The sequence below is a fragment of the Ornithinibacillus halotolerans genome, assembly GCF_014637405.1.
Classification (GTDB): Bacteria; Bacillota; Bacilli; order Bacillales; family Amphibacillaceae; genus Ornithinibacillus; species Ornithinibacillus halotolerans.
On sequence record NZ_BMEY01000025.1, the window covers coordinates 1 to 13555 of the forward strand.

Annotated in this window: 17 protein-coding genes; 5 read left to right on the forward strand and 12 right to left on the reverse strand. The window is 35.1% G+C overall.

Translation table 11 applies throughout. The features are described 5' to 3' along the window. Positions 1 to 196 precede the first annotated feature (196 nt). The 4 genes from pstB to IEV35_RS17705 form a co-directional block, all read right to left on the reverse strand. Entirely contained in the window at positions 197 to 997 is an 801-nt protein-coding gene (gene pstB, locus IEV35_RS17690) for a phosphate ABC transporter ATP-binding protein PstB (protein WP_188386032.1), read from the reverse strand. Positions 998 to 1048: 51 nt separating this feature from the next. Further along, positions 1049 to 1933 (reverse strand): phosphate ABC transporter permease PstA, encoded by an 885-nt coding sequence (gene pstA, locus IEV35_RS17695; protein ID WP_188385985.1) that lies wholly within the window; start codon positions 1931 to 1933, stop codon positions 1049 to 1051. Between the two features lies 1 nt (position 1934). After that, positions 1935 to 2888 (reverse strand): phosphate ABC transporter permease subunit PstC, encoded by a 954-nt coding sequence (gene pstC / locus IEV35_RS17700; protein ID WP_188385986.1) that lies wholly within the window; start codon positions 2886 to 2888, stop codon positions 1935 to 1937. 110 nt (positions 2889 to 2998) lie between these two features. Continuing rightward, entirely contained in the window at positions 2999 to 4015 is a 1017-nt protein-coding gene (locus IEV35_RS17705; RefSeq protein WP_188385987.1) for a PstS family phosphate ABC transporter substrate-binding protein, read from the reverse strand. A 251-nt stretch (positions 4016 to 4266) separates the two neighbouring features. Between IEV35_RS17705 and IEV35_RS17710 the strand changes: the two genes are divergently transcribed. Further along, on the forward strand, positions 4267 to 4833 hold the full coding sequence (locus tag IEV35_RS17710) for a YpjP family protein (protein ID WP_188385988.1): 567 nt from the start codon (positions 4267 to 4269) through the stop codon (positions 4831 to 4833). A 31-nt stretch (positions 4834 to 4864) separates the two neighbouring features. Here the strand turns inward: IEV35_RS17710 and IEV35_RS17715 are convergent, their stop codons facing one another. The 5 genes from IEV35_RS17715 to IEV35_RS17735 all read right to left on the reverse strand — a co-directional run bounded on the left by IEV35_RS17715 (position 4865) and on the right by IEV35_RS17735 (position 7718). After that, on the reverse strand, positions 4865 to 5044 hold the full coding sequence (locus tag IEV35_RS17715) for an H-type small acid-soluble spore protein (protein ID WP_188385989.1): 180 nt from the start codon (positions 5042 to 5044) through the stop codon (positions 4865 to 4867). 14 nt (positions 5045 to 5058) lie between these two features. Next, the gene (locus IEV35_RS17720; protein WP_188385990.1) at positions 5059 to 5247 is read right to left on the reverse strand and encodes an H-type small acid-soluble spore protein; all 189 of its coding nucleotides are present in this window, start codon (positions 5245 to 5247) and stop codon (positions 5059 to 5061) included. 118 nt (positions 5248 to 5365) lie between these two features. Beyond that, the gene (locus tag IEV35_RS17725) at positions 5366 to 6505 is read right to left on the reverse strand and encodes a glycosyltransferase family 4 protein (protein ID WP_188385991.1); all 1140 of its coding nucleotides are present in this window, start codon (positions 6503 to 6505) and stop codon (positions 5366 to 5368) included. Between the two features lie 23 nt (positions 6506 to 6528). Continuing rightward, a complete protein-coding gene (locus tag IEV35_RS17730) occupies positions 6529 to 7050 on the reverse strand; it encodes a phosphatase PAP2 family protein (protein WP_188386033.1) in 522 nt (173 codons plus the stop codon). Positions 7051 to 7313: 263 nt separating this feature from the next. After that, the gene (locus IEV35_RS17735) at positions 7314 to 7718 is read right to left on the reverse strand and encodes a hypothetical protein (protein WP_188385992.1); all 405 of its coding nucleotides are present in this window, start codon (positions 7716 to 7718) and stop codon (positions 7314 to 7316) included. A gap of 149 nt (positions 7719 to 7867) precedes the next feature. On the opposite strand from IEV35_RS17735, the gene IEV35_RS17740 reads away from it, so the two are divergent. The 4 genes from IEV35_RS17740 to IEV35_RS17755 all read left to right on the forward strand — a co-directional run bounded on the left by IEV35_RS17740 (position 7868) and on the right by IEV35_RS17755 (position 11702). Beyond that, the gene (locus tag IEV35_RS17740; protein ID WP_188385993.1) at positions 7868 to 8335 is read left to right on the forward strand and encodes a GyrI-like domain-containing protein; all 468 of its coding nucleotides are present in this window, start codon (positions 7868 to 7870) and stop codon (positions 8333 to 8335) included. Between the two features lie 108 nt (positions 8336 to 8443). Further along, positions 8444 to 9958: a D-alanyl-D-alanine carboxypeptidase/D-alanyl-D-alanine endopeptidase gene (gene dacB / locus IEV35_RS17745; RefSeq protein WP_188385994.1), complete on the forward strand. Its 1515-nt coding sequence runs from the start codon at positions 8444 to 8446 to the stop codon at positions 9956 to 9958. 547 nt (positions 9959 to 10505) lie between these two features. After that, entirely contained in the window at positions 10506 to 11060 is a 555-nt protein-coding gene (locus IEV35_RS17750; protein WP_188385995.1) for an NADPH-dependent FMN reductase, read from the forward strand. 21 nt (positions 11061 to 11081) lie between these two features. Next, the gene (locus tag IEV35_RS17755; protein ID WP_188385996.1) at positions 11082 to 11702 is read left to right on the forward strand and encodes an NADPH-dependent FMN reductase; all 621 of its coding nucleotides are present in this window, start codon (positions 11082 to 11084) and stop codon (positions 11700 to 11702) included. A 63-nt stretch (positions 11703 to 11765) separates the two neighbouring features. Here IEV35_RS17755 and IEV35_RS17760 read toward each other — a convergent pair whose 3' ends face one another. The 3 genes from IEV35_RS17760 to IEV35_RS17770 all read right to left on the reverse strand — a co-directional run bounded on the left by IEV35_RS17760 (position 11766) and on the right by IEV35_RS17770 (position 13544). After that, complete coding sequence (locus tag IEV35_RS17760) at positions 11766 to 11882, reverse strand: DUF4023 family protein (protein ID WP_188385997.1); 117 nt, start codon at positions 11880 to 11882, stop codon at positions 11766 to 11768. A 125-nt stretch (positions 11883 to 12007) separates the two neighbouring features. Further along, positions 12008 to 12292 (reverse strand): TFIIB-type zinc ribbon-containing protein, encoded by a 285-nt coding sequence (locus IEV35_RS17765; RefSeq protein ID WP_188385998.1) that lies wholly within the window; start codon positions 12290 to 12292, stop codon positions 12008 to 12010. A gap of 7 nt (positions 12293 to 12299) precedes the next feature. Then, the gene (locus IEV35_RS17770) at positions 12300 to 13544 is read right to left on the reverse strand and encodes a hemolysin family protein (RefSeq protein ID WP_188385999.1); all 1245 of its coding nucleotides are present in this window, start codon (positions 13542 to 13544) and stop codon (positions 12300 to 12302) included. Between the last annotated feature and the right edge of the window lie 11 nt (positions 13545 to 13555).

The window sequence follows — 13555 nt, forward strand, 5'->3', positions numbered from 1 at the left end:
TTATTTGATGTAGTGGTCGGGAAACCAACTATATCTTATCACGAAGAGAGGCCTTTTTTAATTTTAATACCACGCTATAAGCTCTCCGGAACCCCCGGCATAGCCAGGGGTTTTCAAATGACATAATTAAAAGACTGGCCTATTAGCCAGTCTTTCTATATTCATCAAGGGGGGAAGATGAAATTCAATATATAGTTTATCCAAATCGACCAGAAATATAATCTTCCGTACGGTTATCTTCTGGTTTTGTAAAGATTTTATCCGTTTTATCAAATTCAACTACTTCTCCATTTAGGAAGAAAGCTGTACGATCTGATATACGAGCAGCTTGTTGCATATTATGCGTAACAATAATAATTGAGTAATCTTTCTTTAATTCTTGTACAAGATCTTCAATTTTCAATGTTGATTTCGGATCTAATGCTGAAGTAGGTTCGTCCATTAAGATAACGTCTGGTTCTATTGCTAACGTACGGGCAATACATAAACGTTGCTGCTGCCCACCAGATAAACCATATGCATTCTCTTTAAGTCGATCCTTTACCTCATCCCAAATATAAGCTCCACGAAGGCTCTTTTCTACAATCTCATCAAGAACTTTTTTATTACGAATTCCATGGATTCTTGGACCATAGGCAATATTATCATAAATAGACTTTGGAAATGGATTTGGCTTTTGGAAAACCATCCCTACATGTGTACGTAGATCTTCTACTTTAAATGATTTATCTAGAATACTACGTCCTTTGTACATAATTTCACCTGTTGTACGTACAATTGGAACTAATTCTACCATGCGGTTTAATGTTTTTAAATAGGTAGATTTCCCACAACCAGATGGACCGATAATCGCTGTGACTTCTTTTTCATTTATTTTAAGATTAATATCCTTTAATGCATGTGTTTCACCATACCATAAATTTAAATCTTTCGTATCAAATACAATTTGTTCATCTCTACGTGCAGCAGATACTACACTTGTATCATTATTTACCATACTTATATTCTCCTTAACTGTTAAAAGACTCAAAACTTTTTCCTCCTCCGATTAGAAACGTTGTTGGAACTTATTTCGGATAAAGATTGCAGCGGAATTCAATACAAATAACAAGACTAATAACACAACAATTGTTGCTGCTGCAAGGTTTGCGTATTCTGCCACTAAAGATGAATCTAATGTCCAATAATAAATTTGCATTGGAAGTGCTGTAAATTTATCAAATATCCCTTCAGGAAATGGAATAATCAGCGCAGGAATTCCGATAACGGTTAATGGGGCAGTTTCACCAATAGCACGGGATAATGCTAGTATTGCACCAGTTAACATTCCCGGCAACGCCGCAGGTAATATTACATTCTTAATCGTTTGCCACTTCGTAGCTCCCATACCGTAAGATGCTTCACTCAAATAGCCTGGAACTGCTCGAATTGCTTCTTGAGCCGCTACAATTACAATCGGTAAGATTAGTAGAGATAATGTTAACCCTCCAGCTAAAATAATATTTCCCATTTCCATCGCACGAACAAATATAGTTAAACCTAAGATTCCATAAACAATAGATGGTACACCGGCTAGGTTTGAAATATTAGTTTGAATAATAGATTGAAAACGACCTTTCTTCGCGTAAAGTTCTAAATAAATAGCCGTACCAATACCTAATATTAGCGTTACAGGTGCAACAACAAGCATCATCCAAACCGTACCTAAAATAGCACCCATAATCCCTGCACGTTCAGCACTAGTCGATAGCTTACCAGTTAAGAAGTTCCAATCAATCCATCCAACACTATCAACAACAACACGATATATTAAAACTACTAAAACAATTAGTCCAAATAAAGTTGCTGCAAGGAATAATGACTTTAGAATATTATTTTTAGCAATTCGCGTCCCCATTCGTTTGGAAACTTGCTCCGTATCAATATATTTCATTTTAGTATTCCTCCCTAAACTTACGAGAGACATATCTTGCAAGTAGATTCATAATTAACGTAAATACAAATAATGTCATCGCTACTGCATACAGACTATAATAGATTGTTGTTCCTGCTGCAGCTTCTCCACCAGAAACCTCAACAATATATGCTGTCATTGTCTGCATGGACTGTGTAATATCGAATGTAAAGTTTTTGGAACTACCACTAGCAATCGTAACAATCATCGTTTCTCCAATTGCTCTAGAAATTCCTAGTACAAAAGAAGCAATAATTCCAGATAACGCTGCTGGCATAACAACTTTAAAAGTGGTTTCTAACTTAGTCGCACCTAATCCTAATGCACCTTCACGGATGGACTTAGGAACAGATGACATTGCATCTTCAGAAAGTGATGCAATCATTGGAATAATCATAATTCCCATCACAATACCTGGGCTTAAGATATTCGTTGCCGCAACATCCGGCCATATAGAGCGAATTAATGGAGTAACAAAAGTAAAAGCAAAGAATCCGTAAACAATCGTAGGAATACCCGCTAAAATTTCTAGCATTGGTTTCAATACTTTTCGGACACGATCCGACGCATATTCACTTAAATAAATTGCCGCCATCAGTCCAATTGGTCCTGCCACCAACATCGCAATTACAGAAGATATAATCGTTCCATTAATTAGAGGTAATACACCAAACTCTGGATTCTGACTCATTGGTTTTAGTACAGTACCAGTAAAGAATTCCCATATAGGAACTCGTTTAAAGAATTCGATCGTCTCAGACAATAAAGTTAACACAATTCCAACAGTTGTTAAGATAGTAATAATTGCAAACAAAAACAATAGCATCGGTATAAGCTTTTCAGTAATAGATGATAAACTTTTCGACTGTTTATTCTTCTGTATCATCCCTTTGACATCTAACGTCTCACGGTTTAGTTTACTGTTTGCTGCCATAATCTGCAGCTCTCCTTCCAAATCATAAAGTCACAATAAGATGAGAGCAAAAGTTGTGCCCTCATCTTATGATATATTGATCCTGAAAAATTCTATGTTAGTTTATTCAATTATTGTAATGCTTTTAACTCATCAGCAAGTGATTTTGCTTCTTCCTCAGGAATTGGAGCAAATCCAGTTTCCCCAGCGAGTCTGTTATTGTTCTCCATTACATAGATAGCAAAGTCAAGAACTTCTGGTTTTTCTTTTGCATTGTTCACGTTTAGGTAAGTGAATACAGGACGAGTGAAGCCTGCATAGTCACCATCTTCAGCGATTGTGTCAAGAGATGGTTCAACTGGACCATCGCCAAAGTCAATAGATACAGCGTTAAGCTTTTCTTTGTTGCTGTCATAGTATCCGAATCCGAAGAAACCGATAGAATTAACATCTTCACCTACAAGTGTTACTAGAGTAGAATATTCTTGTTGTAGGTTAATATCACTTACTAAATCTTGCTCTTCCATGATTGTTTCGTAGAAGAATTCATATGTTCCGTGGTTTTCGTTTGGACCATAAGTTTGAATTTTTTCATTTGGCCAGTCAGCATTTATGTCAGACCAGTTTACATAGTCACCTTTGAAAATAGAGATAACTTGTTCAGGTGTTAATTCAGTAGCCCAATCATTATCAGGATGTGTTACGATAGTTAATCCATCAAGTGCTACTTTTAATTCTTTAACTTCAATTCCAAGCTCGTCTGCTTTTGCTTGTTCTTCATCTTTGATGTAACGAGAAGCATCGTTAAAGTCTGTACCGTTTTCTTGTAAGAACTTTTCAAATCCAGCAGAAGTTCCTGCACGAGCCACTGTAACTGAAACTCCTTCTTGTTCATTAGTCATATACTCTTCAGCAATTCTTGACATTAATGGATAAACAGTACCTGATCCATCAATTGCAACTTCACCTTCTAATTCTTGAGAATCACCTTCATTAGCATTGTTATCTGAACCGTTATTTGTATTCTCTACATCTGAACCATTGTTACCAGATGCATCATTGTTTTCTTCCTTGTCTCCGCCACATGCAACTAGCACTACTGCTAAAGCTGCAACTACTAGAAACATTAAGTACTTTTTGAATTTCATCTAAATTGTCCTCCCCAAAGTGTCAATTTATATTTTGAAGGGCTATCCCCTCTCACATTTCTAAGTATAGGAGATGAATATTAAGCAGATATGTTGAAAATGTAAAGGGTTTGTAAATTTAAGCTTGATTAAAAATGTTTTAATATTAAGTCTTTTCTCCTATTTTGTATGTAAGCACCTTAAATTCAGTGGACATGATTCAAAATGTCATGATAAACTTTATATAAGAAATAAAAAGGGGAATTATTATTATGAACCTGTGGATGAGAAAACTAGCCGTTGCATTAATAGCTATTTTAACGTTAGGTTTATATACGCCTACTTATTTAATAGCTGATGAAGAAAATAATGAAGTTATCACTCCTAAAGAAAATGATAACCAAGAAATTGTTGCTGTTGAAGTACATTCTGAATCAGAAGAAGAATCGAACAGTATAGAATTCCTAACTGAGAAGGCAAAGGAACAAAGCTTTGCTAAATTCGGTCCGAAAATAACTAAAAAAGTTGAAAATGAATTTAATCAGATTATCTTACCTAATATAGAAAAAGCACTTCATTCAATCCTTGAAGACTCCGACCTTATGTATGTTTCCATTACAGAGCAACCTGCTAAAGGTTATGGGGAAAGAATCTTTAATGTATATAATGAACTTACTAAAGAAGATATTGCGAAATTCCATGTTAGACGTGACAATCGACCACAAGATGGATTCTGGTTTAACTTTCATTACCACTTAAAAGAAGATAATTTTGAAGCACATCATCTACTAGGTGAGATTTATTGGGATAAAAACACCCCACCAAAATGGATGTCGTAGCTAAAAAAACCTCCTAGTATTAGGAGGTTTTTTATTGTTGCTCATATAAATTCGTTAGCTGTACTTCCATTTCTTGTTGTGGGTCATCAAGTGGAAAAATTCTAGCCGTATTATTTTCATTCACTTGTTGTATATATACTTGTTTTCCATTATAAATAACATTTTTCATATCGGGAGATTGTGCTATTTCTTCTACTCGCAAACGATGCATCGAATTATCCTCCATTAAATAAAGATTGGACCTGTTTCATTTAATCCTTTTAAATCAACTTCTTGCTCTTGATTCATTGCATCAAGTGGAAAGATTTGTGCTTTATCTTCATTTACTTTTTGAATATATACTGGGATACCATGATAATGGACATTAACAAATACATCTGAATTAATGATTTGTTCTGCTCGATGAAGATCCAAATTACTCTCCTCCTATTCCTCATTGCACCTATATTTTTCACATTTCATATTGATTTATGTAAGGGTATATTGGGTGATTTTGAAATTAATTACCATTTCAATAAGGAATAGACGTAAATTAAGCTAAAACCATTTGCTTTTTCTTTAAGACAGCTTCATAGTTAATTATTAACTCATCGAATATTCGATCCCACGATTGTGTTACAGCATATTGCCTACCTTTTACCCCCATCTGTTTACGTTTTACTTCATTAGTTATTAACGATTCAATTGCTTTCGCAAAGTCTGTACTATTATTCTTTTCACACAATATTCCTGTTTCTTGATCTATAACTATCGTTCGAACACCACCAGAATTCGCACAAATGGCTGGAGTACTACTAGCTAAAGATTCTAAAACGACATTCCCGAAAGTTTCTGTTGGTGATGGGAAAACAAATAAATCTGCTGCTACATAGACATGCGCTAACTCTGTGCCTGTTAAAAAACCAGTAAAAGTCATTTGTTTGGGTGCTTTTTTTCTCAACTTTTCTTGTTCAGGTCCTTCTCCAACAACTAACCAATGCACTTGACTCTTCATTCTCTCAGGTAGTTGGGCGTGAATTTCTGGTAGAAGCAGGACATCCTTCTCAGGAGCTAAACGCCCTACATATAAAAGAATATAATCTTCCTTAATGTGATACGTATCTCGTACCAATTGTTTATTATAGTTCGGGTGAAATAAGGAACAATCAATACCTCTTGGCCAAATATCAAGTTTAGTAAATCCTCTTCTACTTAAATGTTCCTTTGTATCTATGGAGGGTACAAATATCTTTTGCATGGGACGATGAAACCAGCGCATATAACGCCATAATATTTTCGTTAAAAATTGTAAATCATAATATTCCAAATACTTATCAAAATCAGTATGATAAGAACCTACTAGTGGAATATTTAGCTTTTTGGCATAATGTAGCCCACAAAGCCCTACATTAAAAGGTGTTGCCACATGGATCATATCCGGCTGAAATTGGATTAACTCTTCTTTAACTTGTAACATATTCGGCAGTGCTAGCCTACATTCAGGATATAAGAAGAAGGGTAAGCTTTTAAACCGATGAACATCATTAGAATACAGACTTCCAATTGAACTAGTTGGGGCATATACTCTATATTCATGTCCCTTTTGTTCCAAGTAGTTGGTAAATCGTTTCAATGTTTTTGCCACACCGTTAACGTCAGGAGCAAATGTATCCGTAAATATAGCTATTTTCATGTTTGACCCTCCATCAATGTCATTTAAAGGAATAAACCATTCATTAATAGTTGATAAAATAAATTTCCAGTAAACGTACCAAGTAAACTCCCGACCAAAATATCAGAAGGGTAATGCAATCCTAGGTATACACGTGAGATGGCGACGCTAAATCCGATCGGCAGTAAAATTAATCCAAGTATTGGATACAAAAGAATAAATGGAATAATAATCGAGAATATTGCTGTTGTATGTCCAGAGGGAAAAGAGCAATCTGTTAAAGGATTCTCCAATACTTGACTGTTTTCGAGGACTAAATAAGGTCTTTTGCGCGGTAATAATTTCTTCACTAATGCAACTGGAAGATGACTACATAATAGAGACAAACCACTTGCAATTGCGGTTTGGCGAATGAAACCTGTTGTTAATACAATAAATATTAAGACGGTCATGATAGTTGTAGTTGCTCCACCCAAATGAGTTATATTACGAAAAAAACGATTTAAGATTTTGTGGTCAAAATAACTATTTATATAATGAAAGGATTTGCAATCTAAGGCATACATTGTTTCAACATATCTCACTGTTTAATACCACCTTCCGTCTTTTAAAAGGTAAGATAAAGTAAAATTACACTAAGAGAGACAATCACTTTACTAACAAGTTTCATTCTTCCACCTCCCTACAAAGAATACTTCTACCATCAGTGTAAAGTAGGAAGATTAATTTAATACAAATTTAGTGTGAACTTTCTGTAAATTCATCTATCCTATATACGCTTTTTAGACATAAAAAAACAACTAGCCAGTAGTCTAGCTAGTTGTTTTGATTAGCCTTCACTTGAGAATGTCTCTTTCACAACGATAGATTGGGTAATCCTTACTTTCTTCTGCTCTATAAAATCGTTTTCTTCAACAAGACCTAATTTCAAAGCAGATTCCAATTTATCTGTATCTGGAACTTTTCTTTCCACGATAAACTCTTTTAAGTTAAGTTCTTCTAATTTTTTTACAGTACCTTCTTCATCGTAATTTACGCTTGAACGTATTTGACGCTGCAATTTATACCGCCCACGTTGTATTTCTCCCTTTTCCTTTTTACCAAAAGAGTTATCCAACACGTCGTGAAACTTTTTCTTTAGTTCATTCATTGTTGTTTCTATTTCCTTTTTCTGTTTATTCAAGTCAAAATATCGTTTTATTTCTTCTTCTGTTATGTCTATTACTTCTTTCATATTCTCCCCTCCAATATTTCCCTTTTATCTATAACTATGTGAAAGTGGAGGACATCATTCCAAAAATAGGACAAACAGTTAGGAGAAAATAATACATATTTATAATCATAACGGAATATGATTGAGGAAAAATATATGGAGGTATGTCAATGAGTCCTAACATCATTAAAAAGGAGTCTTTTCACCTTATTGGATATAGCCTACCTACAAACTTACATGACGAAGAGGAAAGGGAAGTCATCAATCAGTCGATTATGCAATTGAAATCAGTTGAGGGGGAAATACCAAATAAAGTCCGTGATGACATATTAGTTCTTCAAATTTATCCACAAATGGAGCAGTTTAATCCTTTTATAAAGAAAGAAAGGCTTATTATCGGATTTGAAGTAAGTAAATTAGATCAAATCCCCCAAAATACAAACCTTTACACCATTGAAGAAAATATGTATGTTAAATGTAAGCATAGAGGTAATAGAACGGATATTTATAAAACATACGATTATTTGTATAATAACTGGTTGCATCAAAATCGATGTGTTCCTTTAGGATATGATATGGAAGTTTGGAATAAAAACGGGGAATCTAATATATGCATTGCTGTTAACAAGATTAGCTAAAACTTAAAAGCAATGTCCACCCTTCTACTGGTAAATACTAGAAAAGACCTAGGATAAGCTACTTAAACATTTCATATATATGTAAAAAATGAATAGGAGTGTGAAAACATGCATCCATCTAAATATTGGAAGAGTGGACTTATTGCTACTTTGTTTGTCATACTTACAGCTGTCTTACTTTTTGTTTCACAAGATCAATCTCAACCTGTGAATGCATCGACTGAAGTTGCTGCTCAATCACTTGCTGATAAACTGAATCAAATACTAAATAATCAGGCACTTGATGGCACAACAACAGGGGTCAGTGTACGTCATGCAGATTCAGGTGAACTACTATTTTCTTATTACGGAGATCACAGACTGCATCCTGCCTCTAATATGAAAATATTAACTACTATTGCAGCACTAGACACATTAGGGCCAGATTACCGCTTTTCCACGGAAGTATTAACGGACGGAAAATTAACAGGAAGTGTGCTTCAAGGAAACCTCTATTTAAAAGGAAAAGGTGACCCTACTCTCATGAAAGAAGATTTAGAGCAGTTTGCTATAGACTTAAAGCAACAGGGAATCCAACTAATTCGTGGTGGAATAATTGGTGATGACACTTGGTACGATGATGTACGTCTATCCCAAGATTTAAATTGGTCAGATGAACCATTTTATACAGGTGCACCAATTTCAGCTCTTACCCTTTCGCCAAATGAAGATTATGACGCAAGTACTGTAATTGTAGAGGTATTTCCTGCTGAAGAAATTGGGGACAAACCAATTGTTAAACTTACTCCACATACAGACTATGTAAATATCATTAATAAAGCAGAAACTACTCAATCCGACCATAGCCGTACTATTACCATTGAAAGAGAACACGGCTCCAACGATATTGTCATTGAAGGAGTTATACCAATAGGGGGGTCGAATGCTAGGTCATGGGTTTCGGTATGGGAACCAACAGGATATGCCGTAGATGTATTTAAGAAGGCACTAGAAGCTAATGAAATTAAGCTTATTGAAAATACCCGAACATCTACTGGTCCTACGCCATCTGATGCTACCTTATTAACTTCAAAAGAATCGATGAAATTAGAAGAACTACTTATTCCATTTATGAAGTTAAGTAATAATGGACATGGAGAAACATTAACTAAAGAAATGGGCAGAGTTGTCCATGATGAAGGAAGCTGGGATAAAGGCTTGGATGTAATGGAAGATGTTATCTCTCAATTCGGTGTTAATAACAATACCATTCTACTGCGAGATGGCTCTGGGATGTCACATAAAAATATGATTCCTGCGAATGAACTTTCACAATTACTGTTTGAAGTTCAAGGTGAAGAATGGTATCCAGCTTTTGAGAATTCACTACCAGTTGCTGGTCATCCAGAACGTCTTGTCGGTGGAACATTACGTTATCGAATGGCAGACACTCCTGCAGCAAATAATGTACTTGCAAAAACAGGATCTCTAACAGGAGTCTCCACTTTATCAGGTTATGTAACGACTAAAGATGGTGAAAAACTTACCTTCTCCATCATGGTAAACAACTTTTTAGGATCCTCCAGCGCCATAAGGGCCATTGAAGATGCAATAGCAACCGAATTAGCCAAACATGAATTTTAATATATCGTTTTGGATGCTATTTAAAATGTATTTGATAAATGAACAAACTCCACATTAGCCCCGGAAATATACGAAGACTCCAGTGGGAGAAAAGGCATAGGTGAGACCCCGCAGATGCACCTGCGTCTGCAAGTCATGCTATGAAGAAAGCTTCCTCGGTGCAAGGCAGCGAGGAAGCTTTTTCAAGTAGTAGCCTGGCTCACCAGCCGCCCACGGCAAGGTAGACACCGCGATGGTTCTTTCGAGCGGATGTCGCCCCTGTACTCGAAAGTGAAAGCGCAGTATATTTCCGGGGCGAGTTATGTGCACTAACATTGGTTATTCATTTTCTTAAAGATAGAAAAATTCGTCACTTTATGCCACTCTACATTTCTATAATTACTATTTGTAACTAAATAATAAATAATCATTCTTTATAGTTGCAATTAATTTATATGCATGTTAAGATTATTAATGTTGAATTCAAATATATTGAATTAAAGATAAATTAATTCATACTTCCTTTAATTCAAATAATAAAAACACATCCAAGAGGAGGAAATTAATTATGTTAAGAATTGGTATTGTTCAAGGTAGTGTACGTGAAGGTCGTAATGGTGCTGCAGTTGCAGACTGGACATTAAACTTCGCAAAAAATCGTAATGATGAAGGTGTAGAATATGAACTAGTAGACCTAGCTGATTACGATCTTGCTTTCTTAGGTTCTAAAGAATCTCAAACAGAAGAAGCAGGGGCTGCTGCAAAAGCATGGTCTGAAAAAATGGCTTCATTTGATGGCTATGTATTCATCACTCCAGAATACAACCACGCTGTAGGTGGCGCATTAAAAAATGCTTTAGATTATTTAAACCCAGAAGTTAACAATAAAGCTGCTGGTTTTGTTGGTTACGGTAGCCTTGGTGGTACTCGTGCACATGAAAACCTTCGTTTAATCTTAGGTGAATTACAAGTTGCTGACGTTCGTACGGCTGTTACTTTCTCATTAATGGCTGACTTCGAAAACTTCTCTGTTTTCAAACCAGCTGATTACCATGCTGACAATGCTAACGGAATGTTAGATCAAGTTATTGCATGGAGCCGTGCTCTTAAAACAGTTCGCTAATTAGAATAGAGGTAAATAAATATGGGATTTTGGAAAAATTTATTCGGAAAATCAACACAGGAAGATGCGGTTAAACCAGTTGTTGAACCATTAAAGGTTGCAGTCGTACTTGGTAGTGTTCGCGAAGGGCGCAACGGTGCAGCAGTTGCTAACTGGATGCTTAACTTTGCTAAAAACCGTAATGATGAAAGTGTAGTTTACGAATTAGTCGACTTAGCTAACTACAATATTGCATTCTTAGGTTCAAAAAAATCTCAAACAGAAGAAGCACAAGCAAATGCTAAAGCTTGGTCTGAAAAAATGGCTTCATATGATGGCTATATTTTTGTAACTCCAGAGTATAACCATGCAATTGGGGGCGCATTGAAAAATGCATTAGATTACTTGAATCCTGAAGTGAATAATAAAGTAGCGGGATTTGTTGGATACGGAAGTCTTGGCGGTACTCGTGCACATGAAAACCTTCGTCTAATCCTAGGTGAGCTTCAAGTTGCTGATGTTCGTACTGCTGTTACTTTCTCACTTATTTCTGACTTTGAGAACATGAGTGTATTTAAACCAGCAGATTACCATGCTGATAATGCTAATGAAATGTTAAATCAAGTTATTACTTGGGGTCGTGCTTTTAAAGAACTAAGATAATAATTGTAAAAGGTGCAACATACTTATCGTATGCTGCACCTTTTTTGTATTTATATGACAGAATTAATGTCGTTTACTCGGTAAGTTCGCTTTATTTCCACCACCTTGTCGCTTTCTAATTTGTTCATCTTTTCGTTTTCGTTCATTAAATTTTGTCACAAATGCTGAAGTATCTTCCAAGGCAAACCCTCCTTAACATTTTTTATTTAGTATTCCCTTTTATATTATGTTTCATGTGTATAGATATGGAAAAATTATACATAAAAAGAAGCGCTCTGCTATAGGCAAAGCGCTCCACTTATTAACTAAAATAAATCAAATAAATCTAGCATTGTTTTCTTTTTCTTTTTCTTATATCCATCGTATCCTTTGTGATATTCCTTTTTGTAATCAGGATATTTACGGAATTCCTTTTCATAGGAATCAAAGGTTTCTTCATAATATTTACGGTCTTCTTTCAAACCAGTCGTAATCTTTTCTAATTCTCCACGATCTAACCATACTCCTTTACAGTTAGGGCAAATGTCGATTAGAACGTTCTCTTTTTGAACTTCCTTCATCCTTACATTATCACAAACTGGACAGTTCATCTGATAATCACTCCTCAACTTCAACTAGGTCTTCTTTTACGATCTGTACTTGTTTTAAAGTTCTTCCATCGACTTCTAAAATCTTAAACATAAGATTATCTTTCTCTAGTACGTCCCCTTGTTGTGGAAATTGATTGAATTCAGTTAATAAATATCCAGAAAGCACGTCTTCTTCTTCTGGAATGTCTGTGTTAAAAATTGAATTTAATCGATGGAGTGTAATTTTTCCATCACAAATAATTTCTGTATCAGTTAATTTTTCTACTAACTTTTCACTTTCTAAATCCATCTCATCTTCGATTTCTAAACCAATCATCGCCTCGATAATATCTTCATGTGTAACGACACCCTCTGTTCCACCATATTCATCTAAAACAATTGCAAGGTGTTTCCTCTCACGTGTCATTTGACGAAAGACAAGTTCAATAGAATGAAACTCAAAGAATACCATAGGGTCGAGGTCACAATATTCTTCTAATTTTTTCTCTGGTTCAATGGACCAACTTAACAAATATTTCGAATGAAACACACCTATAATGTTATCTATATCTCCCTCATAAACAGGATATCTTGTATATTGATTTTGTATAACAATATCTCGCACTTCTTCATACGTAGCATCATGTGGAACAGCAACAATATCAATACGAGGTGTTTTCAATACATCCTTTACGTTTAAATCTTGGAAGTCAAGAACACCTTTTATTCGGTACGATTCTTCCCGTTTAAATGTCCCTTCTGTTCCAGCAATATCAACCATGGCACGTAAGTCCTCTTTAGAGATAGATACATCTTCATTATCATTCTTAGATAATACTTTAATAATTAAACCTGTTAATCTGTTTAACAAGAATGTTAATGGTTTGAAAATAATAGTAAAAAATCGTATTACTGGATAAACAACATAAGCAATTCTATCTGGAAAGGCTGCAGCAATAGACTTTGGTAATACTTCTGAAAAGACTATTATGGTGACTGTTAAGACCGCAGATCCAATTGCAACATTAAATCCATACTGATAAGCGAGCATTGTCACTAGTGTAGGAAGTAAAATGTTTGCAATATTGTTTCCAATAAGAATCGCAGTTATAAACTCACTTGGTTTTGAAACTAAATCCAATAATTTTTCTGATTTTTTATCATTATTACTTGCTTTTGTTTGTAACTTCATCTTATTCGCTGCGGTAAGTGCAGTTTCACTTCCTGAAAAGAAGAAGGATACAAACAATAAAATGATGATCGCAATGATCACAAGAAAGTTCC

What these genes read in the sequence shown, in the direction of transcription:
- IEV35_RS17735 (WP_188385992.1), bottom strand. Translation starts at nt 7,718, where the DNA reads ATGAAAGAAGTAATAGACATAACAGAAGAAGAAATAAAACGATATTTT.
- IEV35_RS17710 (WP_188385988.1), top strand. Translation starts at nt 4,267, where the DNA reads ATGAACCTGTGGATGAGAAAACTAGCCGTTGCATTAATAGCTATTTTA.
- IEV35_RS17730 (WP_188386033.1), bottom strand. Translation starts at nt 7,050, where the DNA reads ATGTATGCCTTAGATTGCAAATCCTTTCATTATATAAATAGTTATTTT.
- IEV35_RS17725 (WP_188385991.1), bottom strand. Translation starts at nt 6,505, where the DNA reads ATGAAAATAGCTATATTTACGGATACATTTGCTCCTGACGTTAACGGT.
- IEV35_RS17755 (WP_188385996.1), top strand. Translation starts at nt 11,082, where the DNA reads ATGGGATTTTGGAAAAATTTATTCGGAAAATCAACACAGGAAGATGCG.
- IEV35_RS17715 (WP_188385989.1), bottom strand. Translation starts at nt 5,044, where the DNA reads ATGCATCGTTTGCGAGTAGAAGAAATAGCACAATCTCCCGATATGAAA.
- pstB (WP_188386032.1), bottom strand. Translation starts at nt 997, where the DNA reads ATGGTAAATAATGATACAAGTGTAGTATCTGCTGCACGTAGAGATGAA.
- IEV35_RS17705 (WP_188385987.1), bottom strand. Translation starts at nt 4,015, where the DNA reads ATGAAATTCAAAAAGTACTTAATGTTTCTAGTAGTTGCAGCTTTAGCA.
- IEV35_RS17740 (WP_188385993.1), top strand. Translation starts at nt 7,868, where the DNA reads ATGAGTCCTAACATCATTAAAAAGGAGTCTTTTCACCTTATTGGATAT.
- dacB (WP_188385994.1), top strand. Translation starts at nt 8,444, where the DNA reads ATGCATCCATCTAAATATTGGAAGAGTGGACTTATTGCTACTTTGTTT.
- pstA (WP_188385985.1), bottom strand. Translation starts at nt 1,933, where the DNA reads ATGAAATATATTGATACGGAGCAAGTTTCCAAACGAATGGGGACGCGA.
- IEV35_RS17750 (WP_188385995.1), top strand. Translation starts at nt 10,506, where the DNA reads ATGTTAAGAATTGGTATTGTTCAAGGTAGTGTACGTGAAGGTCGTAAT.
- IEV35_RS17765 (WP_188385998.1), bottom strand. Translation starts at nt 12,292, where the DNA reads ATGAACTGTCCAGTTTGTGATAATGTAAGGATGAAGGAAGTTCAAAAA.
- pstC (WP_188385986.1), bottom strand. Translation starts at nt 2,888, where the DNA reads ATGGCAGCAAACAGTAAACTAAACCGTGAGACGTTAGATGTCAAAGGG.